The sequence below is a fragment of the Helicobacter pullorum NCTC 12824 genome (assembly GCF_017979475.1).
Classification (GTDB): domain Bacteria; phylum Campylobacterota; class Campylobacteria; order Campylobacterales; family Helicobacteraceae; genus Helicobacter_D; species Helicobacter_D pullorum.
Window position 1 is genome coordinate 37721 of sequence record NZ_JAERIT010000006.1, and the last position, 26155, is coordinate 63875.

The 26155-nt window shown below is 36.3% G+C and carries 22 protein-coding genes; 17 read left to right on the plus strand and 5 right to left on the minus strand.

All coding sequences use genetic code 11. The features are described from left to right. Nucleotides 1-416: 416 nt before the first annotated feature. Nucleotides 417-2990: an ATP-dependent Clp protease ATP-binding subunit gene (locus tag JJQ98_RS05755; RefSeq protein WP_054195501.1), complete on the plus strand. Its 2574-nt coding sequence runs from the start codon at nt 417-419 to the stop codon at nt 2988-2990. A gap of 68 nt (nt 2991-3058) precedes the next feature. Here JJQ98_RS05755 and JJQ98_RS05760 read toward each other — a convergent pair whose 3' ends face one another. After that, nucleotides 3059-4501 carry a polysaccharide pyruvyl transferase family protein gene (locus JJQ98_RS05760; protein WP_210670793.1) on the minus strand — a complete coding sequence of 481 codons (1443 nt, stop codon included), beginning with the start codon at nt 4499-4501 and terminating at the stop codon, nt 3059-3061. A 114-nt stretch (nt 4502-4615) separates the two neighbouring features. On the opposite strand from JJQ98_RS05760, the gene pyrD reads away from it, so the two are divergent. From pyrD to JJQ98_RS05795, 7 genes are read left to right on the plus strand one after another with little or no spacing between them, the layout of a single operon-like run. After that, nucleotides 4616-5671: a dihydroorotate dehydrogenase (quinone) gene (pyrD, locus tag JJQ98_RS05765; RefSeq protein WP_151105064.1), complete on the plus strand. Its 1056-nt coding sequence runs from the start codon at nt 4616-4618 to the stop codon at nt 5669-5671. Between the two features lie 47 nt (nt 5672-5718). Continuing rightward, a complete protein-coding gene (locus JJQ98_RS05770) occupies nt 5719-6978 on the plus strand; it encodes a M16 family metallopeptidase (protein WP_151105063.1) in 1260 nt (419 codons plus the stop codon). 6 nt (nt 6979-6984) lie between these two features. After that, nucleotides 6985-7899, plus strand: a complete 915-nt coding sequence (dapA, locus tag JJQ98_RS05775; protein WP_151105062.1) for a 4-hydroxy-tetrahydrodipicolinate synthase — start codon at nt 6985-6987, stop codon at nt 7897-7899. Continuing rightward, nucleotides 7896-8678 carry an enoyl-ACP reductase gene (locus JJQ98_RS05780; RefSeq protein WP_005022418.1) on the plus strand — a complete coding sequence of 261 codons (783 nt, stop codon included), beginning with the start codon at nt 7896-7898 and terminating at the stop codon, nt 8676-8678. The genes dapA and JJQ98_RS05780 overlap by 4 nt, the downstream gene beginning before the upstream one ends. Continuing rightward, nucleotides 8678-9220, plus strand: coding sequence for a CDP-diacylglycerol--glycerol-3-phosphate 3-phosphatidyltransferase (gene pgsA / locus JJQ98_RS05785; RefSeq protein ID WP_054198286.1), 543 nt, complete (start codon nt 8678-8680; stop codon nt 9218-9220). The genes JJQ98_RS05780 and pgsA overlap by 1 nt, the downstream gene beginning before the upstream one ends. A 16-nt stretch (nt 9221-9236) precedes the next feature. Next, the gene (rseP, locus tag JJQ98_RS05790; RefSeq protein ID WP_134044555.1) at nt 9237-10307 is read left to right on the plus strand and encodes an RIP metalloprotease RseP; all 1071 of its coding nucleotides are present in this window, start codon (nt 9237-9239) and stop codon (nt 10305-10307) included. Between the two features lie 9 nt (nt 10308-10316). Next, on the plus strand, nt 10317-10988 hold the full coding sequence (locus tag JJQ98_RS05795; protein WP_005022414.1) for a YggS family pyridoxal phosphate-dependent enzyme: 672 nt from the start codon (nt 10317-10319) through the stop codon (nt 10986-10988). A gap of 248 nt (nt 10989-11236) precedes the next feature. Here JJQ98_RS05795 and trpA read toward each other — a convergent pair whose 3' ends face one another. Together trpA and trpB are read right to left on the minus strand one after the other, a co-directional pair. After that, on the minus strand, nt 11237-12007 hold the full coding sequence (gene trpA / locus JJQ98_RS05800) for a tryptophan synthase subunit alpha (protein ID WP_210670794.1): 771 nt from the start codon (nt 12005-12007) through the stop codon (nt 11237-11239). Between the two features lie 3 nt (nt 12008-12010). Continuing rightward, nucleotides 12011-13276, minus strand: coding sequence for a tryptophan synthase subunit beta (gene trpB, locus JJQ98_RS05805; protein WP_060663107.1), 1266 nt, complete (start codon nt 13274-13276; stop codon nt 12011-12013). 121 nt (nt 13277-13397) lie between these two features. Between trpB and JJQ98_RS05810 the strand changes: the two genes are divergently transcribed. The 8 genes from JJQ98_RS05810 (at nt 13398) to hemB (ending at nt 21882) form a co-directional block, all read left to right on the plus strand. Then, a complete protein-coding gene (locus tag JJQ98_RS05810) occupies nt 13398-14855 on the plus strand; it encodes a chorismate-binding protein (RefSeq protein ID WP_151105060.1) in 1458 nt (485 codons plus the stop codon). Between the two features lie 21 nt (nt 14856-14876). After that, complete coding sequence (locus JJQ98_RS05815; RefSeq protein ID WP_151105059.1) at nt 14877-16499, plus strand: bifunctional anthranilate synthase component II/anthranilate phosphoribosyltransferase; 1623 nt, start codon at nt 14877-14879, stop codon at nt 16497-16499. Beyond that, nucleotides 16496-18004, plus strand: a complete 1509-nt coding sequence (trpF, locus tag JJQ98_RS05820; protein WP_151105058.1) for a bifunctional indole-3-glycerol phosphate synthase/phosphoribosylanthranilate isomerase — start codon at nt 16496-16498, stop codon at nt 18002-18004. Before JJQ98_RS05815 ends, trpF begins: the two co-directional genes overlap by 4 nt. 96 nt (nt 18005-18100) lie before the next feature. After that, on the plus strand, nt 18101-18349 hold the full coding sequence (locus JJQ98_RS05825; RefSeq protein WP_005022405.1) for a tetratricopeptide repeat protein: 249 nt from the start codon (nt 18101-18103) through the stop codon (nt 18347-18349). Continuing rightward, nucleotides 18340-18759, plus strand: coding sequence for a CiaD-like domain-containing protein (locus JJQ98_RS05830; protein WP_151105057.1), 420 nt, complete (start codon nt 18340-18342; stop codon nt 18757-18759). Before JJQ98_RS05825 ends, JJQ98_RS05830 begins: the two co-directional genes overlap by 10 nt. A gap of 235 nt (nt 18760-18994) precedes the next feature. Then, nucleotides 18995-19681, plus strand: a complete 687-nt coding sequence (locus JJQ98_RS05835; protein WP_054198277.1) for a response regulator transcription factor — start codon at nt 18995-18997, stop codon at nt 19679-19681. Next, nucleotides 19674-20924: an ArsS family sensor histidine kinase gene (locus tag JJQ98_RS05840; protein WP_005022399.1), complete on the plus strand. Its 1251-nt coding sequence runs from the start codon at nt 19674-19676 to the stop codon at nt 20922-20924. The genes JJQ98_RS05835 and JJQ98_RS05840 overlap by 8 nt, the downstream gene beginning before the upstream one ends. Beyond that, complete coding sequence (gene hemB / locus JJQ98_RS05845) at nt 20917-21882, plus strand: porphobilinogen synthase (protein ID WP_054195484.1); 966 nt, start codon at nt 20917-20919, stop codon at nt 21880-21882. Before JJQ98_RS05840 ends, hemB begins: the two co-directional genes overlap by 8 nt. Nucleotides 21883-21888: 6 nt before the next feature. Here hemB and JJQ98_RS05850 read toward each other — a convergent pair whose 3' ends face one another. Together JJQ98_RS05850 and JJQ98_RS05855 are read right to left on the minus strand one after the other, a co-directional pair. Next, complete coding sequence (locus JJQ98_RS05850) at nt 21889-23697, minus strand: PhoX family protein (RefSeq protein ID WP_151105056.1); 1809 nt, start codon at nt 23695-23697, stop codon at nt 21889-21891. 87 nt (nt 23698-23784) lie between these two features. Next, entirely contained in the window at nt 23785-24723 is a 939-nt protein-coding gene (locus tag JJQ98_RS05855) for an RluA family pseudouridine synthase (protein ID WP_151105055.1), read from the minus strand. A gap of 66 nt (nt 24724-24789) precedes the next feature. On the opposite strand from JJQ98_RS05855, the gene purB reads away from it, so the two are divergent. Beyond that, entirely contained in the window at nt 24790-26139 is a 1350-nt protein-coding gene (gene purB / locus JJQ98_RS05860) for an adenylosuccinate lyase (protein ID WP_151105054.1), read from the plus strand. The last annotated feature ends 16 nt before the right edge of the window (nt 26140-26155 follow it).

Consider the following 26155-nt stretch of genomic DNA (forward strand, 5'->3'; position numbering starts at 1 on the left):
AAATTTTTAAACTTCTTTAAGTAAAGAATAAAAAATAAATCCAAAATTTCTAATTTTTCGCAGAAATAGAAAAATACAAAGGGTTGCAAATTTCTCTACCAAAAGAGATTAATCAATGCTATAAATATGCCAAACTCATTGAATTTTAAAATCAAGGTTTAAAAAATCTTGCTTATCACATCAAACCACACAACAAAAATTAAAAGCTAGATTCATACATACTACCCTATCTCACAATCCAACTATCAAATCCTATCAAAACCTATCAAAACCTATCAAAACCGCTAATAATACCACTTCTGCACACCTCTTTTCCAAATCAACAATCAAACTTTTAGTATTTTATTATTATAAAACTTGACAATAATTGACTAAAGTTATATAATGCCACTAAAATAAATTTTTAGGAGAATGCTATGAATTTACTAGAAAAACTCACTAACACTATGCAAGAAACACTAGAACAAGGCGCTTCTTTGGCATTACACAACCAAAACCAAGAAATCGAACCTATCCACCTTTTTTGGGCAATGCTAACCAACACTAATTCTCTTTTAAACCAAGCCCTAAATCGCTTAAATATTGACAAAACTGCCCTAGAATTAGAAGCTAAAAGCCTAGCAAATAATCTCCCCAAAAGCTCCTCGCTTAGCAAAGAAACGCTAAAAATCTCACGAAATCTTAGCAATGCACTCAATCAAGCCGATGGTTTAGCCACAAGCAATGGAGATTCTTACATTGCCATTGATACTTTTATCCTTGCTAACCTCAATGATGAAACAATCAAAAATCTTTTTGGCAAATACCTCGATATTAGCGAACTTAAAAAAACTTTTGAGGCAATGCGTGGCGGGGCAAAAATCGATTCTCAAAGTGGCGATGAAAACCTTGAATCTTTAGAAAAATTTGGGGTAGATTTAACCCAAAAAGCACTAGAGGGCAAACTAGACCCTGTAATTGGCAGAGATGAAGAAATCAACCATATGATGCAAATTTTAATCCGAAAAACCAAAAATAATCCCATTTTATTAGGCGAACCCGGAGTTGGTAAAACCGCTGTTGTAGAGGGATTAGCCCAAAGAATCATCAAAAAAGAAGTCCCCATTTCTCTACAAAACAAAAAAGTTATCGCCCTAGATATGAGTGCCTTAATTGCTGGAGCAAAATACCGCGGAGAGTTTGAAGATAGGCTAAAAAAAGTCATTGATGAAGTAACAAAAGCCAAAAATATTATACTTTTCATTGATGAGATTCACACCATTGTCGGTGCTGGTGCGAGTGAAGGTAGCATGGATGCTGCAAATATCCTAAAACCAGCTCTTGCAAGAGGGGAACTCCACACCATCGGTGCAACTACACTCAAAGAATATCGCAAATACTTCGAAAAAGATGCTGCTCTACAAAGGCGATTCCAACCTGTGCCTGTGAATGAACCAAGCGTCAATGAAGCTTTGCAAATCTTGCGTGGAATCAAAGAAAGACTTGAAGCTCACCATAATGTAACAATTACTGATAGCGCCTTAGTCGCAGCTGCAAAACTCTCAAACCGCTACATCACCGATAGATTCTTGCCTGATAAAGCCATTGATTTGATTGATGAAGCAGCAGCAGAGCTTAAAATGCAAATTGAATCAGAGCCAAGCGAACTAGCCAAAGTCAAAAGAGAAATTGAATCTCTCCAAGTCGAAAAAGAAGCACTTTTGATGGAAAAAAGCGAAAAAAACAATGCTAGAATCCAAGAAATCCAAAAAGAACTAAGCGATAAAAATGAAACCAAAAAGACGCTTGAAGCACAATTTGAAAATGAAAAGCAAGTTTTTAACGAAATTGCTAATATCAAAATTCAAATTGATTCACTAAGGACAGAAAGCACTTTGGCAAAACGCAATAGTGATTTCAACAAAGCCGCTGAAATTGATTATGGAAAGATTCCAGAACTTGAAAAATCCCTAGAAGAGCAAAATCAAAAATGGGAAAAAATGCAAGAAGCAGGAACTCTACTTAGAAATGCAGTATTGCCAGAATCCATTGCTGCGGTTGTTAGCCGATGGACACAAATCCCAATTAAAAAAATGTTGCAAGATGAAAAGGATAGAATCTTGGGAATCGAGGAAGAGCTCAAAAAAGATGTTATAGGGCAAGACAAGGCACTTCACGCTATTGCAAGAGCCATCAAACGCAATAAAGCTGGACTTAGCGAACTAAATCGCCCCATTGGAAGCTTTTTATTCCTAGGACCCACTGGTGTAGGAAAAACAGAATCCGCTAAAACCCTAGCAAGATTCCTCTTTGATAGCGAGAAAAACCTCATTCGCATTGATATGAGTGAATATATGGAAAAACATGCTGCAAGCCGCCTTGTAGGTGCACCTCCGGGATATGTGGGCTATGAAGAGGGTGGACAACTCACAGAAGCGGTGAGAAGAAAGCCTTATAGTGTCGTGCTTTTTGATGAGATTGAAAAGGCACACCCCGATGTGTTTAATATGCTTTTGCAAGTGCTTGATGATGGAAGATTGACAGATAACAAAGGCGTGACAATTGATTTTAGAAACACTATTATCATTTTGACTAGCAATATTGCCAGCGATAAGATTATGGAACTAAAAGATGAAAATGCCAAAGAAAAGGCAGTCAAAGAAGCACTAAAAGCGTATTTTAAACCCGAGTTTTTAAATAGACTTGATGATATTGTAATTTTCAATCCTTTGGGAATAGAGCAAATTACACATATTGTAGATATTCTCTTTAGAAATATCCAAAAGAAAGTGCTTGAGAGAGATATCCAAATAGAGTTAGAACAAAGCGCTAAAGAATTGATTGCAAAAGTTGGTTTTGACCCAACCTTTGGAGCTAGACCGCTTAAGAGAGCTTTGTATGAGGAAGTAGAAGATAGATTGGCTGATTTGATTTTACAAGGGGAAATCAAAGAAGGCAGCAAAGTAACTTTCTATGCAGAAAATGAGGAAATTAAGACAAAAATTTCTTAAACACCTATCAAGCCAAAGGCTTGGTAGATAACCCCTAATAACTCCATCATTGATTTAAAATTCCAAAACTAATTAATCAATTTTTCATAGTATCTCTTTTTTAATCGCCAATACCGCACCCAAAACCATAAATATCCCCCTTTATACCATTGCTTGTGTGATTTGATAAAAGCTTCCCCTATTTTATAGCATAAACTTTGTTTGTATAATAAAGATTCTTGATAATCTTCATATTCTTCCAATTTAAACTTTTTACCCATACTGATTTCTTGATAGAAACGGTGGGTACGGAAAATATTATAAAGTACCACAGGAAGAATTAAAAACCCTATTGTATCTTTGGCATTAAAAACAATTGCAATCCCAAATTTATAGCACAAGTGATTTTTCACCCTTTTTACTGCACCTATAGGCTTTTTATTTTGAATCTTATCCAGCGTTTTTTGAAACTCCAAATAAATCCTTTGAAGCTCTTTGCCTTGCAACTTACTCACTTCCTCTTTGAAGTTAGAAATATCACACATTAGACTTTTATCCAGCTCACTAATCTTTCTTAAAAGATTGCTTTTATAGATTCTTGCCTGCAATGCCTCATAAGTTTCTTTGTGTTTATAGGGAAAAACCTCGATTAATTCTTGTTTTAATCGCTCCACTTTTTGTAATGGCACTGCATATTCTTGTATGATTTTTTCTTTCATAGAATCTTTGTATTGCAAAATCTCATCTAAACCCTTCCGGATATCAAACACAAAGGGCTTTGGCATATCATATACGCTATAATAATCTTCAAATTTCCAATTCTGTCCTACTGCCATTGTTTTAGTGCATATCACTCGAATATTTGGGATTCCCATTCCATCAGCAATAATCAGCCCATGCATTGCTGAAGATAAAATACAATGGCATTGTGCGATTTTTTCTAAATTTTCCATACATGAGTGGTGCACATCAATTAAAATACTATTTGGAATTGCTTCTTGCAATTGTTTAAAAGATTCTAAATTTACCTCTGTATGGTGAGGTATAATTCCCACGTCATAGATTTTTTGAATTTGAGTTTTATCAATCAATTTTTCAGCCAAAATTCCCGGATCTGCCAAAACAACCCCACTCAAATCTTGCCCCAAAACCTTTTCCAAAACTGCCTTAGTTTTCCGCCCTCTTAGTGCATAAATTTCAATCTCCCTTGAAAACTTCATCGGATTTAAACCTGTTTGCGAAGGCTGCCTTATAAACCCACTTCCCCAAATTTTTAAAGGCTTTTTTATCATTTCTAAATTCGCAAAATTCATCTCCAAAGAGGGAGGCAATCCCCAACCCAAAATACTCCCGATAGCCAACAATTCTGCTTCTTGGACATTTTTATAATCCACTTTAAATCCAAAAAATCGCTCCACTAACTCCAAATTCAGAGCATCACCTAAATTATACTCTCCCCTCCAATAATACAAGGGAATGCTTGATAAATTACTATTTAGCCCCCCCCCCCCCAATCTATCAATTCTACTCATTTAGATTCCTTATTTCTTTTTTAGATTAAATTATGATTATACTTTCAGAAAGTTTAAAAATTTATTTAAATAAAAATGCTACAATTACAGAATCAATTTTAATTAGAGGCAATAATGTTTAGTTACCAATCCATACGACCCTATTTATTTAAAAGCGACCCAGAAAAAGCACATCATTTTATTGAAATATGTGCAAAATTAGCTCCAAAGATTCCGGGAATATTACCTCTACTTTCTCAAAAAACTTGTATTGACAATCCTATTTTGGCTCAAAAAATTGATGGTATGGACTTTTATAATCCCATAGGTTTAGCAGCAGGATTTGATAAAAATGCCACAATGATACATTCCTTAAGTGCATTAGGATTCTCACATTTAGAGCTTGGTGCAGCCACTCCAAACCCACAAAGCGGCAATGAAAAACCTCGTTTATGGCGACACATACAAGAAGAATCAATCCAAAATGCAATGGGCTTTAATAATGACGGTGCAGATACTATTGCAAATCGCTTAGAAAAATTATATCCTTTTGCGATTCCTCTAGGTTTGAATATCGGCAAAAACAAAACTACTCCACAAGAAAAAGCATTAGAAGACTATCTTTCTTTGGCAAAGAGTTTTGCAAATTGCACGGATTACCTAAGCGTCAATATCAGCTCTCCAAATACCCCAAATTTGCGTGATTTACAAAATGAATCTTTTATACAAGAATTATTTTTAGAACTTTGCAAAATCTATCAAAAGCCTATATACCTCAAAATTGCACCAGATTTAAGCATAGATTCTATCCTCAAACTCACAGAAGTTGCTATCAATGATGGTGCTAAGGGAATTATTGCCACTAATACCACTTTGGATTATTCACTTCTCCCAAATCCAAAAGAAAAAGGCGGTTTAAGCGGTAAAGTTTTAGCCCAAAAAAGCAAAGAAATCCTAAAAGAAATCGCCAAAGTTTATGCCAAAAAAACAACCATCATTAGCGTAGGAGGTATAGCAACCCCTCAAGATGTTTTTGAAAGAATCACACTTGGTGCAAATTTGGTTCAAATCTATACTTCCCTTATCTTTGAAGGTCCTATGTTGATAAAAAAACTCAATGAAGGCTTGGTGCAAATTTTGGAAGACCATCATTTTGTAAATATACAAGATGCAATAGGTATCAACTTATGAAAATAGCTCGATTATTAATTTTATTTGCTTATTTAACAGGAGTTTTAATGGCACAAGAATCTGTTCTCCCAAAACATTATCAAACAACGCTAAAAAATGGTTTAGAAGTTTTTATTATCCCTTTAAAAAACCAAAGCAATGTTATCACAACAGATATTTTTTACAAAGTCGGAAGTCGCAATGAAACAATGGGCAAAAGCGGCATTGCACATATGCTAGAACATTTAAATTTCAAATCTACAAAAAATCTTAAAGCAGGTGAATTTGATAAAATCGTAAAAAGTTTTGGAGGTGGGACAAATGCCTCTACAAGCTTTGATTATACACATTATTACATCAAATCAAGCTCCCAAAATCTAGGCAAAAGCCTAAAACTTTTTGCTGAACTTATGCAAAATCTCAAGCTCAATGATGAAGAATTTCAACCCGAACGCAATGTCGTAGCAGAAGAAAGATTATGGCGGACAGATAATAATCCGATGGGATATTTATATTTTAGACTCTTTAATACTGCCTATGTGTATCACCCTTATCACTGGACACCCATTGGCTTTATGGAAGATATTAGAAATTGGAGTATTGAAGATATTAGAGAGTTTCACAAAACCTATTATCAACCCAAAAATGCTAGTATTGTAATTGCAGGTGATATCAACGAAAAAGAAGCACTAAAAGAAGTAAAAAAATATTTTGAATCCATTCCTAATACCAACTTAGAGATACCAAAACTTCACACAATTGAACCCAAACAAGATGGCTTGCGTCAAACCAACATACACAAACAAACAGAAGTAGAAATTCTAGCCCTTGCTTATAAAATCCCTCCCTTTAATCACAAAGATCAAATTGCCCTAAGTGCTTTGAGTGAGATTTTAAGTGGCGGGAAAAGCAGCATATTATCAAGCGTCCTTGTAGATAAAAAAAGGCTTGCAGCAGAAGTTTATGCCTATAATATGGATTTAATTGATGAGGGGGTGTTTATCATAATGGCTTTGGCAAATTCCAGCATTAGCCTAGATAAAATCCAAAAAGAGATTCTAGCCCAAATTGAATCTATCAAGCAAGGGAAGTTAAAACAAAGCGAGCTAGACAAAGTCAAAACGAATATGCGTGCAAATTTTTTATATGAATTAGAATCTAGCAGTGGAGTGGCAAACCTCTTTGGCTCTTACATTGCAAGGGGAGATTTGCAAACTCTACTTGATTTTGAAAAAAATTTTGAAGCACTCAAAATACAAGATATTATAGAAGTAGCTAATAAATATTTTAATCTCAACAATGCTACTATTGCAACTTTGCAAAAGTGAGGAAATATGCAAACAAAAGAACAAATTATTGGTGCGATGACTGCCTTAATCACACCCTTTAAAAACAACAAACTAGACTTAGAAACTTACGAAAAATTAATCCAAAGACAAATTAATAATGGCATTGATGTTATTGTGCCAGTTGGGACTACCGGAGAATCCGCCACACTTAGCCACCAAGAGCACAAAGAATGTATCGAGGTCGCCCTTAGTGTTGCCAAAAAAAATAAGCTTGATGGCAAAAATATCAAAGTCTTAGCGGGAGCTGGGAGCAATTCCACACAAGAAGCCATCGAGCTTGCAAAATTTGCAGAAAATACCGGAGCTGATGGAATCTTGTGTGTAACTCCTTATTATAATAAACCCACACAAGAAGGACTTTATCAACACTACAAAAGTGTTGCAAATGCAATTTCTATCCCATTAATGCTCTATAATGTCCCCGGACGCACTGGAGTAAATCTCGAAAATCACACAATTTTAAGGCTTTTTAACGAAGTGCAAAATATCTATGCTATCAAAGAAGCGAGTGGGAATCTCGAAAAAATCATTGATTTAAATGCCAAAGCAAAAAACCTAATTATCACAAGCGGAGATGATGTTATTAATTACCCCGTGCTTTGCTGTGGAGGTATGGGAGTGATTTCAGTAACCTCTAATCTCTTACCCAACAAAGTTGCAGAACTCACTCATAGCATTCTATTAGAATCTAATTACCAAAAAGCACACAATCTTAGCAATGAACTTTATGCTATCAACAAAGCCCTTTTCATCGAAAGCAATCCAATCCCTATAAAAGCTGCGATGTATCTAAACGGACTTCTTCATACTTTAGAATACCGCTTACCACTTGTTCCACCAAGTGCAGAAAATCTTAAAATTTTAGAAAATATCTTAACAAAATACGAGGTAGTCAAATGATAGAAAATTTCAAAGGAAAAACATTAGTTATCAGCGGAGCGACGCGTGGGATAGGCAAAGCAATTCTTTATCGTTTTGCACAAAATGGAGTAAATATTGCCTTTACCTACAATAAAAACGAAGAAGAAGCGCAAAAAATAATTGCCGATGTAGAAACCAAATACAAAATCAAAGCCAAAGCCTATCCGCTAAATGTCTTAGAGCCTGAAACATACAAAGAATTATTTGCAAAAATTGATGAAGATTTTGAAAGAGTGGATTTTTTTATTAGCAATGCAATTATTTATGGCAAAAGCGTAGTTGGTGGATTTGCTCCCTTTATGCGTCTTAAACCAAAAGGTTTAAACAATATTTACACAGCAACCGTTCTAGCTTTTGTCGTAGGAGCACAAGAAGCAGCTAAAAGAATGCAAAAAATAGGTGGCGGGAGCATTATCACTCTAAGCTCTACTGGGAATCTTGTCTATATGCCAAATTATGCAGGGCATGGCAATTCAAAAAATGCAGTAGAAACAATGGTAAAATACGCCGCAATGGAGCTTGGAGAGTATAATATACGAGTTAATGCGGTGAGTGGTGGTCCTATTGATACAGATGCACTCAAAGCATTCCCAGATTATGCTGAGGTAAAAGCGAAAGTTGAAGAGCAATCTCCACTCAATCGAATGGGCAAACCAGAAGATATTGCGGGAGCTTGTTTATTCTTATGTGACGAAAATGCAAGTGCATGGCTCACAGGACAAACAATTGTAATTGATGGTGGCACAAGCTTTAAGTAATGAATTTAAAAACCCTACCTAATATTCTAACTACACTTAGAATCGGTTTTGCATTTTTGCTTTTAGCCATTTTGCTTTATGGGCGAGATTGGTTGCCAGATTCAATCCACCCCACTTGGATAAATTACCTTGCTTGTTTGGTTTTTTGCCTTGCTAGCATTACTGATTTTTTTGATGGCTTTATTGCGAGAAACTTTCAAGTAACAAGTGTTTTTGGTGAGATTTTTGACCCACTTGCAGATAAATTATTAATGCTGAGTGCTTTTATTGGGCTTTTAATCCTCAATAGGGCTGATGCATGGGCAGTTTTTTTGATTTTGGGGAGAGAATTTTTCATCACAGGATTAAGAGTTATTGCAGCAAGCAAAGGTTTAAAAGTCGCTGCATCTAACCTTGGCAAATACAAAACCGGCTTACAAATCACCGCCATTGCCTTTTTATTGATGGATTATTCTTTTGCCAATGCGACTTTATGGCTTGCAGTTATCATTACACTTTATTCGGGCTATGATTATGCCAAAGCCTACACAAAAACAAGATAATAAATAAGGGATTCTTATGGGATTAATCGGTTCAATTCTAGTTTTAGCCTTTTTGGTTTTTTTCCATGAATTAGGGCATTTCTTAGCTGCAAAATTTTTTGGAGTGAAAGTAGAAGCCTTTAGCATAGGCTTTGGGAGTCAAAAACTCTGGAAAAAACAAATCGGCGAGACAGAATATTCCTTGCGACCTATTCCACTTGGCGGTTTTGTTCAGCTCAAAGGGCAAAGCGATATAGACCCAAAAAATCGTAATTATGATAACGATAGCCTATATGGGATTGCAGGATATAAAAGATTGATTATCTTGGCTGCTGGTTCTTTTTTCAATCTTCTTTTAGCTTTTTTGCTTTATATTGCCATTGCCCTAATAGGACAAAATGAATTAGCCCCCGTTATAGGTAAAGTTCAAGAAAATAGCCCTGCAAGCCTTGCAAACCTAAAAGCCGGAGATGAAATCACCTCAATTAATGGAGAAAATATTCGCACTTGGAATGCTCTTAATGAAACAATTGCCGCTTCGCAAGGGAATTTAGAAATTACATTTTTACGCGACAATCAAGAGCATACCACCACCTTAACACCCAAAATTGGCACAAGCAAGAATCTTTTTGGAGAAACAATCACACGCCCACTCATTGGGATTGTCGCTGCTAATGAATTAAGGATTGTTTCTTATTCACTCACAGAAAGTATCCCTTATGCGTTTTTTCAAACTCTACAAGCTGGGACTTTAATTTTGCAAGGTTTGGAAAAAATGATTATGGGAGTTGTGCCTCTTAGCGAAGTAGGCGGAGTTGTATCCATTGTCTCTATCACCAAAAAAGCAACCGAGCTAGGAATTGTTACTCTTTTTACCTTTACTGCTTTGATTTCGGTGAATCTTGGTATTTTAAACCTCTTGCCTATCCCTGCATTAGATGGCGGACACATCGTTTTTACCCTCTATGAAATGATTACCAAAAAAATTCCAAGCCTTAATACCCTTTATCGCCTAACAATTGCTGGTTGGGTTTTTTTGTTTGGACTTATGGGGCTTGGGTTGTATAATGATATGATTCGGATTATGAATGGCACAATGCCTTTTTAAAGGAATTTTATGAATCGCTTTCAAGAAAACCTCATCAATGCAATTGACAAAATAGAAAAAGCTAGAATCTCTGTGGATAGACACCGAATCATAAGGCTTGTAGCAGTGAGCAAGTATGTAAGCCACCAAGAAATCCAAGCTCTCTATGAATGCGGACAAAGAGCCTTTGGAGAAAACAAAGTGCAAGATCTATCTTATAAATCCCAAACCTTAGAATCTCTACCCTTAGAGTGGCATTTCATAGGAAATCTCCAAAGCAATAAAATCAATGCCTTATTAAAACTCAAACCTTTTATGTTTCATAGTTTGCACTCCCTCTCTCTTGCTAATGAACTTCAAAAACGATTAGAGAGGGAAAACCTCACACTAAAAACGCTTCTACAAATCAATAGTGCAAAAGAAACCACAAAAAGTGGATTTGATCCAGAATCTGCCTATGAATCTTATCTTCAGATTCAAGAAACCTGCCCTAATATCAAGCTTTGTGGATTAATGAGTATCGGAGCACACACACAAGATACCAAAATTATCCAAAATAGTTTTGAGCTAACTTCAAAAATCTATGAAAAACTCCAAAAAAATGGTGCAAATATCTTAAGCATGGGAATGAGTGGAGATTTTGAACTTGCTATCAAATGCGGAAGTAACTGCGTAAGACTTGGGAGCACCCTCTTTAAATAAAATCTCATTTCAATGCAACCTTTCTATACAACAATATAAAAACAACTTCAAAATCTAGGAGGCTTAAGATTACCAAACCTATTAGCCCCCAAATATAAATCCCAACTTTCCTACAACAAAAACCTTCCAAATCTCTTTATATCGCTGCAAGATATATAGGCATTCATAATCCTTTTTTCAACGCATATTATTTCTATGGTTGCTTTAAAGTTTTTGTTTGTCAAAATGCGTATAGATTCTTGAGGTATCTATTTGCCTAATAGCTCTTTTGTGAAGGCACTAAGGCTTTCTTGCAAATCTTTCCCTTCTTTCACGCTTTGGGCTATCATTCTCACAAAAGCACTCCCAACAATCACAATAGGCACAATCCCCCTTAGTGCATCAATCTGCTCCCTACTTTGTATCCCAAATCCCAAAGCAATAGGCTTTGTAGTGTGTTTTTTGACTTTTGCTATATATTCCAAAAGCCTAGAATCAATTTGAGTTTCATTGCCTGTAATTCCATTTCTTGCTACTACATAAATAAAGCTTCCTGTGGCTTTATCAAGCTTTTCCATTCGCTTAGAATTTGTGTATGGGGCAATAAGTGCGATATTTTCTAATCCATATTGCTTGCTCAATCCAAAAAGATTCTCATCATTTTGCAAAGATAAATCCGGCACAATAAGCCCAAAAACACCGCACTCTTTTGCCCTTTTTAAAAATCTCTCCATGCCATAAGCAAACAAAATATTCCCATAAGTCATAATCAAAATTTTAGTTGAGAGATTTCTATCCACAAACGCCCTCTTAAGTTGCACCAAAAATTCAAATCCCAAATCCGTATTAAAGCCTTTTTGGAGAGATTCTTCACAAGCATTTGCAATTGCTACACCATCCGCATTAGGATCCGAAAAAGGGAATTGCACTTCCAAATACTCTGCCCCACACTCTGCTATTCCAAGTGCTGCCTCCAAACTTCCTTCCAAGCTAGGAAATCCAGCGACAATATGCCCCATTAGCTGTATTTTTTGCTCCATTATCTACCCTTTCATCTCAACAATCTCATTTTGCAAAAACTCACACCAACGATCCTTTTGCAAGGCTTTTGCAGTGATAAAAATATCCTTATCCCCACGTCCTGAAACATTGATAATGATTTTTTTATTCTTCACTTTTTTGGCAATTTTCAATGCTCCAGAAAGTGCGTGGCTTGATTCTAAAGCAGCAATGATTCCTTCATTTTTAGCAAAAAACTTCAAAGCTTCCAATGCCTCATCATCGCTACTAGAGCCAAACTCTACCCTCCCAATCTCTTTTAAATGTGCTAATTGTGGTCCAATCCCAGCATAATCAAGCCCAGCAGAAATCGAATAAGTTTCCAATAAATTTCCATATTCATCACTCAAAAAATAGCTTTTATAGCCTTGTGCGATTCCAAGATGAGCTTCTTTGTTGCCCATTCTTATGGCATTTTCTCCAATTCTGCTTCCTTTCCCCCCTGCTTCAATCCCCACTAAATGCACTTCCTCATCTTTTAGATAATGGCTGAAAAATCCCATCGCATTGCTTCCTCCTCCCACACAAGCCACCATAATATCCGGATTCCCTTTGAAAAACTTTTGAGTTTGCTTCTTTAGCTCCTTGCTAATCACACTTTGAAACTCCCTTACAATATCTGGGTAAGGATAAGGACCTAATGCACTCCCAAGCACATAAAAAGTATTTTTACAATCTTTACTCCACTCTCTTAATGCCTCATTCACCGCATCTTTTAATGTCTGTGAGCCACTCTCTACACTCACAACCTTTGCCCCCAAAAGCTCCATATTAAAAACATTAGGAAATTGTCGTTTGACATCTCTACTACCCATAAAAATCACACATTCTAAACCAAGCTTTGCACATGCAGCACTTACAGCAAGCCCATGCTGTCCAGCTCCTGTTTCTGCAATGATTCTTTTTTTGCCCATTTTTTTAGCCAACAGCACTTGCCCTATGGCATTATTAATCTTATGTGCTCCCGTGTTTGCTAGCCCTTCAAACTTCAAATAAATTTCATTACCCAAAATCTTGCTTACATTTTTTGCATAAATTAACGGAGTAGGACGTCCTACAAACTCTGCTAAAAGCCTTTTAAACTCGCTTTTAAATTCATTAGAATCCAAAATACTATGGTATGCCTTTTCTAATTCATCTAACGCAGGATACAAAATTTCAGGGACATATTGCCCACCAAATGAGTGAGTATGCTTTGTCTCTTTTCCAAAAAATCCTTTTTTAGATTCCACAAATATTTTCTTTTTCATTGCCACTTCTTTATGTGCTAAAATTTTTAGCATTATACCCCAAGTAATCAAATTTATTTTTAAAAAAATCCATAGTATAATCCTATCTTTAAATTTTAAAATTAATTTTATGAGAGAGTTTATGTTTAAGTTTTTAAATCCAAAACAAAAAGGCTACCCAGCTTCTTTAGAGTTTCGCAAGATTCCAGCATCAAAAATCACTCCTTTGATATTGTGTGAATCTTTCAATGCTCCTGTATTGCTAGAATCTGCGTTTTTAAAAACCGGCAAAGGGCGTTTCTCAATTTTAATCTTAAAAGAAGCTTTTAGAGTTACACAAGAAAATCAAAAAATCTCTTTAATTAATGAAGACTTGAACCATACTTTTAAAGATAGCCAAAACTTTTTGCAAATTTTAGAAACTTTAAGAAACCTCGCTCCAACACCACAAAATCTTCCACAAGATTTGCCCTTACCACTTGGAGGTGTCGGATATTTGGGGTATGAATTTTTTAGCCAAATAGAATCTATTCAATTCAAAAACCCCTCTCTTTATGATTGCTATGATAATGCCTTTATTTTTGGACGGGATTTTGCTATTTTTGATCATTTCTACGAATCTCTTTATCTCATTAGCGTTACCTATCAAGATGAATGTGAATCCCATAATTTAAATCAGCGTTTAGAACGGATTATCCAAAAACTAGAAAATCTCCAACCCACGCAAGAATCCTCCAAAAACTATACTTCAGAAATTATCTCAAAAGACAAGCAATCCTACTACACACACATGGTTACCACCCTCAAAGAAGAAATTTACAAAGGCAACCTTCTACAATGTGTGCCAAGTCAAAGTATGCAAATAAAAAGCAATTTACCACCTCTTAAAGCTTATATGAATCTCCGCACTAACAATCCAAGCCCTTATATGTATTATTATAATTTTGGGCATTTCCAAATCATAGGAAGCTCCCCTGAAGTCCTTATAAAGCTAGAAAGTCTTGATGAAAAAACAGCCAAACTTACGCTTAGACCTATTGCTGGAACGCGTAAAAGAGGTATGAATGAAATTGAAGATTCTCGCTTAGAAGAAGAATTAATCCACAATGAAAAGGAAAATGCCGAACATTTAATGCTTTTGGATTTAGGACGCAATGATATTGGCAAAGTCGCAATAGGCGGGAGTGTAAAAGTTACTCAAGAAAAAGTTATCGAAAAATACGCCAAAGTAATGCACCTAGTTTCTGAAGTAGAAGGCATTATGGATTTACAAACCCACAAAAAAGATGATGCACTCCTAGCAGCATTCCCTGCAGGAACAGTAAGTGGAGCGCCAAAGATTCAAGCTATCAAAACCATCGAATCCCTAGAAGAACATAAAAGAGGAATTTATGCAGGGGCTATTGGGTATTTTACACAAAGCGGGGATATGAACTTTGCTATTGCTATTAGAACAGCAATCTATCAAAATGGCATTTATTATTTACAAGCAGGGGCTGGGATTGTTTATGATTCTATCCCCAAAGAAGAATATTTAGAAACCAAAAACAAAATGCTTTCTTTAGTAGAAGCCATTATGGGAGAAAACAATGGAAAATAACCTCATCACAAAAGAGACACTATGATTATTTTAATTGACAATTACGATTCCTTTACCTATAATATTTATCAAGCTTTTAGTCAATTTAACTACCCTATCAAAGTTTTACGCAATGACAAAACCACGCTCAAAGAAATAGAATCCCTAAACCCAAGTTATATCATCATAGGACCCGGACCAAAATCCCCCAAAGAAGCTGGGATTAGCATTGAAATTGTGCAGAATTTCAAAGGAATCTATCCTATTTTGGGAATCTGTCTTGGACATCAAGCAATTTTGAGTGCTTTTGGAGTAGAAATCAAAAATGCTAAAAATATCGTGCATGGCAAGGTTGAACCCCTTATTCACAATGGCAAAGGAATCTTCCGCCACATTAGCCCAAAAACCCCTATTGCTCGTTACCATTCCCTTGTGGGTAAGAAAGAAGAGATTCCAGAATGCTTTTTGATTAGCGGAATGAGTGAAGATGGCGAAGTTATGGCAGTGGAACACAAACAATACCATTTAGTAGGTTTGCAATTCCACCCAGAATCCATTGGAACCAAAGAAGGCATTAAAATGCTCCTTAACTTCCTGCATTACACAAGAGAACCAATCCCTACAAAAGATTATCTCAAAAAAGTTTTGCACCAAAAATCTCTCAATTTTCAAGAAAGCTACAATCTAATGGACGAACTCACAGAGGGGAATCTCAGTGATGCACAAATAGGAAGTATCCTTACAAGCTTAGAAATTAAGGGCATTGATGAATATGAACTAGCAGGTTTTGCTTCTGTACTCAAAAAAAAGGCTGTGAAAATTGACTTAAAAGATAGCCTAACAATGCGTTTTGATATGGTGGGCACAGGTGGAAGTAATGCTAAAACTTTCAATGTCTCTACCACTTCTGCACTGCTTTTGGCTTCACAAGCCAAAAAAAATAATTTTGGAATTATCAAACATGGCAACAAAGCCATTACCTCCAAAAGCGGTTCAGCAGACTTACTTAATGCACTTGGAATTAATGTAAATATGGATTTTGAAAACATTAAGCAAATTTATAAGAATCTCCATATCACTTTTCTTTTTGCACAAAAATTCCATTCTGCAATGCGATTTGCCGCTAATGCACGCTCTTCACTCGGATTTAAAACCGCTTTTAATCTCATTGGTCCCCTAAGCAATCCAAGCCCCATAACTCACCAGCTCATCGGTGTTTTTGATAAATCCTACACAGAAATTATGGCAAAGGCTTTAGCAATTTTGGGAGTTAAGCGCGCAATGGTTGTTAGCGGACTTGATGGCTATGATGAAATCTCTCTTTGTGCGCCCACACAAATTACAGAATTACACAATGGCGACATCAAAACTTATATTTTTAACCCCATTGAAGTGGGACTAGATTTCGTCCATCATTCTTTACTTCAAGGTGGAGATAGTCAAGAAAACTTACAAATTACCTTAGATATTTTCAATGCCAAACCTTCTCCAAAACTCGATTTAGTGGCACTCAATATGGGAGCTGCACTCTACCTTTGCAACCAAGCACAAAGTATTCAAGATGGCTTTTTTAGGGCAAAAGAAATTATCCAAAGCAAAGAAGTTTTTGAAACCATAGAATCCTTTAAAACTCTAAGTCACCAACGCTTAGAAGGCTTACAATGATTCCTACAATCTTAAAAAATATTTTAGACAAAAAAGCCAAACATCCCATTTTAAAAGCCACAAGAGATACTCCACTCACTCCGCCAAACCTTGATTTTCCTATCATCATCGCAGAAATCAAAAGAGCAAGCCCCTCAGCTGGAAGTATCGGAAAAATAGAAAACCCCAAAGATTTAGCAAATTCTTATTTAAAAGGCGGTGCGAGTGCCATTTCTATTTTGTGTGAAGAGGATTTTTTCAAAGGCAGTTTAGAGGATTTGCATCAAGTCAAGCAATCCTATCCAAATGCCACCATTTTACGCAAAGATTTTATTACCAAAATAGAACAAATCCAAGAATCTTATGATTTTGGTGCAGATATGGTACTATTAATTGCGGCAGTTTTCATCGGGGAAAATAACGAAAATGGTGGTTTTTCTAGGCTAAAATCTCTCTATGAAGAATCGCTAAAGCTTGGTTTAACCCCTCTTATTGAAGTGCATAATCAAGCAGAAATTGATTTCATCACCCCTCTAAAAGCAATGCTTATTGGGATTAATTCACGCAATTTACACACTTTTAAAATCAATAAAATTCAAGCCTACAACCTCTTAAAATATTTAAAAACCACCAACCCGCAAAGCAAAACCATTTTTGAATCTTCTATTGAATGCAGTTTTGATGGATTTGTCATAGGAAATATCGGATTTGATGGAATCTTGTGCGGAAGCTATCTTGTGCGAGATTCTAACCCTACACAAACTCTAAAATCACTAAAAGATTCAATGATTTGTGGCAAAAACTCTCCTAATGCTTTTTATAGCAATGCTTTTGAGCTTTTAAATTCGCCACAAGGCTTTTTGAAAATCTGCGGAATTACCTCCAAAGAAGATGCTCTAATGTGTGCAAATACCCTAGAATCAACTCTCCAAAATCACACACCCAACGATTCAAGTCCCAAAAAACTCGCTGCACTAGGATTTATCCTAGCCAAAGATTCTCCAAGATTTATAACCCCACAAGCCATAGAAGAGATTTCTAATGCCCTCAAATCTCACCCAAAAATACTCAAAATAGGCGTGGTAAAAGAAGATGAAAAAATGCTACAACAAGCCATCAACCTCTATAAAAAAGGGATCATTGATGCCTTGCAACTCCATGGAGTAAAACAACAAAACTTCGCAAAAATAGATTTAAAAAATGCGGATTTTTCTTTTTATGAAGTATGGAATATTGCAGAATCTGAAGATTTAGGGGACTTCATTAGCCCCTTTGTTTTATTAGATTCAAAAAGCCAGCTAGGGGGAGGAAGTGGGAAAAGCATTAAACCAGAAGTATTAAAATCCCTCAAAGAAAAAGTAAATGACTATCTTTGTGTTGCTGGTGGAATCTGTGCAGATAATGTTATCCCCCTAAAAAATATCGGTGCAAAAATGCTAGATATAAACTCTAGCATAGAATCCAAAATAGGCAAAAAAGATTCACAGAAATTACAAACCTTACTCCATTTGTATTTTTCATCATAAATCAACTCGCCTAAAATTTATGGGATTTTTTCAATATTTTTAAAATTATGCTAGAATTACGCATTTTAGTTTTGACTTAAAAAGGTTAGTATTCCAATGAAAACCTTAACACTTGCAAGCATTTATGAGATTCAAGGTCATCGCCATGAAGCCGCTGAAATTTACAAAACTATTTTGCAAGAAAACCCTGAAAATATCGAAGCAAAGATTGCCCTAAAAAGACTTACAAGCAATCGAAAAAATTATGGAAAAGCCAATGAAGAAATGCTAAATTTCTTTATTAGCATGGATTCACAAATCGAATACAATGAATTTGAAAGGTGGTTATTGAAACTATGGAATTAAAAGAAGCGATTTTACAGACTTTAGCCGAGATTGACGCCTCACAAACACAAACTAATTTACCCAATCAAATTAATCCTCCACAACAAGAAACCAAACAAGAAAGGGAAGCACTTTTGGATATTTTACCCACAGAAGAAAATCTCCACAAAAATTCACTAGATTCTCAAAACCCTTATGAAAGAAAAATAGAAAAGCTAGATCTTAAAAATACAGAAGAATTAAAACAAATTCTCATCAAACAATACAAAGAAGAAGAAAGATTCCTCAATGCAATGCAAGAGCGAATCCTCGTTCTTTTTGAAGGGTTACAATCTCCAAACAACAGAAATATCGAAGATAAGGTTGATATGATTCTAAATTTTTTGGAATTCACTTTAGCCATTATTGACGAAAAAAAGAATCAAAAATGAAAAAAATTTTTTCATTTACTTTTGATTTACTATATTGTTTTATAATTTCATTGTCTCAAGCGGGATGGCTTGAGATACAAATGTTCCGCACAACATTGGTTAGAGTTTTTCATCCGTTTCTCCTTTGTGAAGAGAGTTTATTTTTAATTAGAGATATTTATTCTAGTGGGTGTTTTCCTAAATTTTTAATTACCCCCCTAAAATACCCAATCCTCCTTTTTGTAAGGAAAACACCATGCTAGAAATTTTGATGATTGAAGATGATTTAGAGTTAGCGACTATTCTTAGCGAATACCTCAAGGCTCACGATATTAATGTGACAAATTATGATGAGCCCTATACGGGTATGAGTGCGATTAACACTCGACATTTTGACCTCCTTCTTTTAGATTTAACACTCCCAAATTTAGATGGGCTTGAGGTTTGCAAGAAAGTCGCAAAAGAAAAACATATCCCCATTATTATTTCCTCTGCTAGAAGTGATGTTGAAGATAGAGTTTTGGCATTAGAATATGGTGCTGATGATTATATTCCAAAACCTTATGATCCAAAAGAATTAGTTGCAAGAATCCATAGTGTATTGCGTCGATACAATTCTACTAGCAAACCTAATGAAACAGAAATTTCCATTTTTCCTTTCCGCTTAGACAAAGGCAGCCGAGAGATTTATCTCTATGATGAATTATTAGATTTAACCAAAGCAGAATACGAAATTTTGAGCTTTATGCTAGAAAACAAAAATCAAGCTTTAACGCGTGATGCAATTGCCACACATTCTGATTCTATTAATCCTGATAGTAGCAATAAAAGTATTGATGTAATTGTCGGGAGACTGCGTTCAAAAATCGAGAAAAATGGCAAGAAATATATTTTTTCTGTCCGCGGAATTGGCTATAAATTTCAAATAAAAGACAATGATTAAAAATTCCATTATCGTTAAAATCACTATTTTATTCCTCATTGCCATTATTGGCTTGAGTGCTTTTTCATATTATTTTATCCGCGAAGAAATTGATAGAAAAAACTATGAAAATCAATTAAAATACACGCAATTTTTAGCTACCATCAATCAACTCGTCCGCTTTGGTGGCAATATCACTTTAATTGAAAAATATCTTAATGAGTTAGGTTTAGTTCAAATCAAAAATACAGAAATCTTAGATCTCTTTGAAGCCCATATTACGCCAAATTTCAACCATGGGGTGATTGCAAAAATCATCAAAGAAGAAGGCGGAATCTATCTTTTTTTGCAAACCCCTCAAGATTGGCGTGTTTATGGCGATATTCATTTTGATAGACTTTTTAACTATTACATTATTACTTTTATCGCATTTGTGATTGTGGTTTTTCTTTTTGTTTTGGTGATTCGCAGCATCTTGCCGCTAAAAACACTACAAAAAGAAATTAGAAAATTTGCAAATGGGCAAATGGATATTTCTTGCAAAATCAATCAAAACGATGAAATTGGTGAATTGGCACAAGAATTTGATAATGCCGTCCAAAAAATCAACGCACTCAATCAATCACGCCATTTATTCTTACGCTCCATTATGCACGAATTAAAAACCCCTATCACAAAAGGCAGAATCACTGCTGAAATGATTGACAATCCACTTTATAAAGAGCGTTTGTGCTCTGTTTTTGAGAGATTAAATTCTCTTATTAATGAATTTGCAAAAATCGAAGAATTAAGCTCTAGGAATTACTGCCCAAACAAACAAAAAATTTTACTTCAAGATGTTTTAAAAAGAGTCTTTGAAATGTTGCTTTTAGATGAAGAGCAAATCACTTCACTCTTCATTCTTCCACAAAATCAACAATCTTTATACGCTGATTTTGAAATGATTTCTCTTGTTATCAAAAATCTTGTTGATAATGCCATTAAATACAAAACACAAGGGCAAATTGAAATTTGTATCGCCAAAAAAGACTTGTGGATCAAAAATTACGGCAACCCTCTACCCTACACTCTAAAAGATCATTCCAAACCCTTTTTTAAAGATTCCAAATCCAACACAAGTGGCTTAGGGCTTGGAATATACATTATCAAAAGCACATTAGAAACACAAGGGTTAGAATTAGATTACTTCCACCAAAATAATCAGAATATTTTTATCATAAAAGGAGTAGTATCTCAAAAAAATTTAAAGGATGAAAATGTTTAAACGACTAAGACGAATGCGTCTAAATCCAAATATTCGTGAAATGCTTACAGAAACCACTCTCTCTAAAAAAGATTTAATTTACCCTCTTTTTATTACTCATGGTAGTGGCGTTAAAAACCCTATTGAATCAATGCCTGAAGTGTATCAATTAAGCATTGATGAAGCTTTGAAGGAATGCGAAGTTTTGCAAAAACTCGGGATTTTTTCTATTTTGCTTTTTGGGATTCCAAAGATCAAAGATAGCGTAGGTAGCGAAGCATTAAGTCAAGAAGGCATCATCGCTCAAGCTACACGAGCGATTAAAGAAAAATTTCCCGATTTATTAGTTTGTGTAGATTTGTGCTTTTGTGAATACACAGACCATGGGCATTGTGGTATTTTAAGCCCAAAACTCAATTCTGTGGATAATGATCTCACCTTAGAGATTCTTAACAAACAAGCTTTAATTCTTGCACAAAATGGTGCAGATATCATCGCACCTAGTGCAATGATGGATGGAATGATTATTTCTTTGCGTCAAGCATTAGATTCCAATGGATTTGAACACATTCCTCTAATGAGCTATTCCACCAAATTTGCAAGCGGATACTATGGACCCTTTAGAGATGTTGCCCAAAGCACTCCAAGCTTTGGAGATAGAAAAAGTTACCAACAAAACCCAGCAAACCGAAGAGAAGCCATACTAGAAAGCCTAGAAGATGAGGCACAAGGTGCGGATATTTTGATGGTAAAACCAGCATTAGCCTATTTAGACATTATAAGAGATATTCGAGAAAGGACATTATTGCCTTTAGCAGCTTACAATGTCAGCGGAGAATATGCGATGTTGAAATTTGCCCAAAAAGCAAATTTAATCGATTATGAACGCGTATTATTAGAAACAATGCTTGGTTTTAAACGCGCGGGTGCAGATATTATCATCACCTACCACGCCAAAGAGATTGCAAAACTCATCTAAAAATTTTTAAGTACCAATCACACCACCATCTTTTTTGCGTATTTGCACTATCGTGCTTCGTGGTGTGGAATCCCCACCATTTGGGTAATGGCTTCCAGCTAAGCCCTCTCCGGGGTGTTGGATACCCACAAACATTGTCGTATAATCTTTGCTAAAAGCAATCCCAGTAACCTCACATGCCACTGGTCCGCTTAGAAATCTCCTCACTTCCCCGGTATTTGGGTTTGCACACAGCATAGAGTTATTCCCCATTCCTTCATAATCTCCGCTATTAGAATACTTCCCATCAGTTTGAATCCAAAGCCGCCCAAACTTATCAAACTTCAAGCCATCAGGGCTATTAAACATATTATCTTTATTAATATTGCTTGTGCCTTTTCTTAAGTCATTAGGGTATTTTGAAGGATTCCCAGCAAGCAAGAAAATATCCCAGCTAAATTCCTTGCTTGTGTGGTTATTATCCTTTGCCTTCCATCGTAAAATATGCCCATAAATGTTATTAACTCTTGGATTAGATTCTGTGCTTTGTGTGCGTTTTGTGTTATTTGTGAGGGTGGCATAGATATATTCGCCCTTTGTATCAGCTGCCACCCACTCGGGTCTATCCATAGGCGTAGCCTCCACGATACTTGCAGCCAACCTTGCATAAATCAGCACTTCTGCTTGGGAGTTAAATCCATTTTCTTTGGTTAAGCCATTTTTGCCATACTCTAGGGCTATCCATTCGCCAATTCCCTTAAGATTCCCTGCATCTGTGAGCTTTGCTACATACAAAGTTCCCTCATTTAAAATATCTTTATTAGGGTTTTTAGGATTATATTTTTCTTTAGTTACAAATTTATACAAAAACTCATTTGCCTCATCATCTCCCATATACACGACTACTTCACCACTTTTTGCTACCACAATCTCGGTATTTTCGTGCTTAAACCTCCCTAAACTTGTGCGTTTAATGGGTGTAGATTTTGGATTATAAGGATCAATCTCTACTACCCAGCCAAAGCGGTTTGGTTCATTTGGATTTTTAGAGACATCAAACCGCCCATCAAGCTTCCATTCATAATTCTCCCCATTGACACTAATCCCATAGCGTTTTTGTTCCTTACTAAAGGCATAGCTACTATCACTTGAACCAAAAAAATCATCAAAATTTTCCTCACAAGTAAGGTAAGTCCCCCAAGGTGTTTTGCCACAAGAGCAGTTATTAAGCGTCCCTAGCACTTTTGTCCCACTTCTATCATCTTTTGTTTGTAATAGCTTATGCCCTTTTGCTACGCCGCTAATCTCCATAGGCGTGTGGGCTGTAATTCTACGATTATACACAGAATCTAGCACAACCCTAAAAAATCCCTCCCTATCCCTAGCAATCTCAAAAATACTCACTCCCACAGAATTTTGCTCATATCTCACATCATCTAAGCTCATCTTTTTGCCCTGATGATTAAACATAATCTCTGGATTCATATATTCATTATTCACTGCCAAAATTGCCCTACCCTCATCCAAATCAAACCACTCCATACCATCAGTATTATCCCCAAAGGTAAGTTTTGCATTTTCAATCGCAGCTTGATTTATAGTTTTGCTCTCATCAAAGCCCTTTGCCCTCTTAAATAGCGGATCCCCCCAAGAAATCAGCACCCTAGCCTCATAGCCTTGCGGCACTATCACACTATCCTCTATGCTCGCACTAATCCCCCTAAACCCAAGCAAAGGTTGCTTTTGGATAGCAAAAAGACTAGAGGGGACAAAAAACCCCGCATAAGAGAGTGCCAAACTCCCACCACTTAATTTCAAAAATTTTCTTCTTTCCATAAAAACTCCATTTCTGGTTAATTTCAAGCAAAATTGTAGAATCTACTTGTAAAGTATCTATGGATTTTTTGTTAGCAATCTGTAAATTTACAAACCAAAATCTACGCACCTCTTAAAACAATACTCTCTTCCTTGATAAAAAAATCTCAAACTATACGCATGCAGCATCAATCGCTCTGCCCCAAAATACTCAATCCTCTTTTCCCCACAAAGCCCCAATGAATCATTTTTACTTATAAATTCACTATCCAAATACTCCCGACTTTGCCAATCCTCACACCCATAAAGCGGATCGCCCAAAATAGGAAATCCCAAGGCAAAAAGATGGATTCTAATCTGATGCGTCCTACCGGTAATAGGATACACTTTTAGCAATGTATTCCCATTGATATACCCCAAAATCTCAAATTCACTTTTAGCTTCTTTGAAATTCAAGCTTTGAGCTTTTAGAATCTGCCCCAAATAAATAGAACGCACACTCAAATCCCCACCTTTTTTTTGCATGGCAAGAGGCAAAGAAAGACAAAAATCCCCACCCCTCATCTCCCCCCTAACCAACGCTAAATATTCCTTTTTGATTTTCTTTTTGGCAAACAACTCCCCCAATTCTTGAATGCTTCTTTTGTGCTTACCCACCAATACCAATCCGCTTGTTTCCTTATCAATCCTATGGATTAAAGTTGCTTCTTGCCCACAAGCCTCACGCACTTCATCAATCAAACTATGATGGACAAATCTCCCTTTTGGGTGAATAAGCATTTTTGCTGGTTTATCAAAAATCGCCAAATCCTCATTTTCAAACAATGGTTCAAGCCCTTTGGATTGAGGGACAAAAAGCAAAATCTCCACTTCTTTTTCTAAAATTTTATTTTTCTCATTATTTCCCAAAGTTTTATTTCCATAAAATACCCTCCCCTTATTGATAAAACTCTGGGCTTTTGCCATATCCAAGCCTAATTCTCGCATTAAAAATAAATAAGCCTTGATAGGCTCTTTGATATAAAATTTTTTCTTAATAAAGGGCATTTTGCAACTTTTAAGTGGTGTTATGTTAGGATATTGTAACACAATTTCAAAAAGGATAAAAATCTAATGGTTGAACGATACGCGCGTGAAAAAATGAAAAAACTTTGGGATATGGAAGCGAAATATAGTGCATGGCTAGAGGTAGAAAAAGCCCTAGTGCGTGGGTGGAATAAGCTAGGGCTAATTCCAGATTCTGATTGTGAGAAAATCTGCAAAAATGCACGCTTTGACATCACTAGAATCGATGAGATAGAAGCGGTAACAAAGCATGACCTCATCGCCTTTACCACGAGTGTGGCAGAATCTCTAGGCGAAGAGTCGCGATGGTTTCATTATGGAATCACTTCAAGCGATACGATTGATACCGCTGTGGCATTGCAAATGCGAGATTCACTCAAAATTATCATCGATGATGTTAAGGAACTAAGAGAGGCGATAAAACGCAGGGCGTATGAGCATAAAGACACGCTTATGGTAGGACGCAGTCATGGGATACATGGCGAACCTATCACCTTTGGGCTTGTGTGTGCGATATGGTATGATGAGATGACGCGGCATGTAAAGGCGTTAGAATCTACCTTAGAAGTCATAAGTGTAGGCAAAATTAGCGGTGCTATGGGTAATCTAGCCCATACCCCCATAGAGCTAGAAGAGCTTGTGTGTGCGGACTTAGGGCTTAAGGCTGCCCCAGCGAGCAATCAGGTGATTCAACGTGATAGATACGCAAGGCTTATAAGTGATTTAGCCCTTTTGGCTAGTAGCTGTGAGAAAATCGCGGTTGAGATTCGGCATTTGCAACGCACAGAGGTGTATGAGGCAGAGGAGTATTTTAGCGAGGGGCAAAAAGGCAGCTCTGCTATGCCACACAAACGCAATCCGGTGCTAAGCGAAAATATTACCGGGCTTTGTCGCGTGATACGCAGCTTTGCACTGCCTGCTATGGAGAATGTCGCGCTGTGGCACGAGCGAGATATTAGCCATTCTTCCGTGGAGCGATTTATCCTGCCAGACTCCTTTATCACGACAGATTTTATGCTAGGGAGGCTAACGGGACTCATCGATAAGCTAGTCGTGTATCCTAAAAATATGCTAAAAAATCTCAATCTGACCGGCGGACTTGTCTTTTCACAGAGAATCTTGCTAGAGCTGCCTAAATGCGGGGTAAGCCGCGAGGATGCCTATAAAATCGTGCAACGCAACGCAATGAAAGTGTGGGAATCTTTGCAAGAGGGACAAGCGGTGGTAAATGAAAAGGGTGAGAGCCTATATCTGCAATATCTTTTAGATGATAGTGAGCTTGTGGGGCTACTTTCAAAAGGTGGAGATTCTGGCGAGGCGATTATCCGTGAATGTTTTGATTATAGCTACTATATTAAGAATGTAGATTCTATCTTTAAGCGGGTGTTTGGGGAATAAGATAAGGAAAACCCTC